This is a genomic window from Geminocystis sp. CENA526, from assembly GCF_050753365.1.
Lineage (GTDB): Bacteria > Cyanobacteriota > Cyanobacteriia > Cyanobacteriales > Cyanobacteriaceae > Geminocystis.
In genome coordinates, this window is record NZ_JBLZFY010000294.1 from 1 (window position 1) to 1,243 (window position 1,243).

The 1,243-nt window shown below is 36.4% G+C and carries 2 protein-coding genes; both read left to right on the forward strand.

From position 1 onward, the window contains the following. The first annotated feature begins 58 nt into the window (after nt 1–58). Nucleotides 59–580 (forward strand): photosystem I assembly protein Ycf3, encoded by a 522-nt coding sequence (locus ACN4EE_RS23480; protein ID WP_431708928.1) that lies wholly within the window; start codon nt 59–61, stop codon nt 578–580. A gap of 84 nt (nt 581–664) precedes the next feature. Continuing rightward, entirely contained in the window at nt 665–952 is a 288-nt protein-coding gene (gatC, locus tag ACN4EE_RS23485; protein WP_431708929.1) for an Asp-tRNA(Asn)/Glu-tRNA(Gln) amidotransferase subunit GatC, read from the forward strand. Nucleotides 953–1,243: the final 291 nt, after the last annotated feature.

Here is a 1,243-nt window from a genome sequence, read left to right on the forward strand (position 1 = left end):
CTCTTCCCCCTCTCCCCCCTCTCTCTTTTATCTCCATTTTTAATTTTAAATTTATAATATGCCTAGATCACAAAGAAACGATAATTTTATTGATAAAACCTTTACCGTCATGGCGGATATTATTCTGAAAGTCTTGCCTATTGATGCTAAAGCAAAGGAGGCTTTTGTTTATTACCGTGATGGAATGTCTGCACAGGCAGAAGGCGAATATGCCGAAGCCTTAGAAAACTATCAAGAAGCCTTAACACTAGAAGAAGACCCCAACGATCGAAGTGAGATATTCTACAATATGGGCTTGATTCATGCCAGTAATGGCAAATTAGAAGAAGCCTTAGACTATTACCATCAGTCTTTGGAATTAAATCCCCGTAAACCTTCGGTGCTAAATAATATTGCGGTGATTTATCATCATCAAGGGGAAAAATGTCGTCAAAATGGCGATGAAGATGGTGCAGAAAGTTTCTATGACAAAGCCGCCGAATATTGGAAACAAGCTATTAGAATCTCTCCTAATAGTTATTTGGAAGCTCAAAATTGGCTCAAAACTACCGGTCGATCGGAAATGGATGTATTCTTTTAAGTAACGATGACTTCATCGTTTTTGCTGAGGAAAGGGAATAAGGAATAAGGAACAATGAAAAAATTACTATAATTACTAATAAAAATGAGTTTAAGTAAAGAAGAAGTTAAAAAAGTAGCGAATTTAGCCCGTTTACAGATTACTGAAAAAGAAGAAGAAGAATTTGCTCCTCAGTTAAATGCTATTTTAGATTACTTTGAACAATTAAAAGAGCTTGATACTGATAATGTTGCTCCTACTACAAGAGCGATCGAGGTGAGCAATATTACCCGTACAGATACAAAAAAAACCTACGAAGATAGAGAAAGTTTACTCAACAGCGCTCCCGAAAGAGAAGAAGACTTTTTCCGAGTGCCAAAAATCCTCGCCTAATCATCGGTTTGTAGTGAGGGCTTTAGCCCTCTTTTTTAATGATTGATAGGGGGATTTAAAATGCAAAATAAATAGTCAAAATTAAGTAATAAATATGTCGAAAAAAACACTATAGAAGAACGTTTGACAACTTTAGAAGAAGCCGTTATCAATATTCAATATCAGATTAATTCCAACCTTAAATGTGACATCTCCCACACTGACCTAACGGTACAGATGTTGGCTTCTTAACTTCGCAATTAAGAGTTTCTGCTTCACAGGACGGCACTAGCCTTACAGACAAGTCCACAA

Excerpts from the sequence above, each read along its gene's own strand:
- ACN4EE_RS23480 (WP_431708928.1), top strand. The coding sequence starts at position 59 with ATGCCTAGATCACAAAGAAACGATAATTTTATTGATAAAACCTTTACC.
- gatC (WP_431708929.1), top strand. The coding sequence starts at position 665 with ATGAGTTTAAGTAAAGAAGAAGTTAAAAAAGTAGCGAATTTAGCCCGT.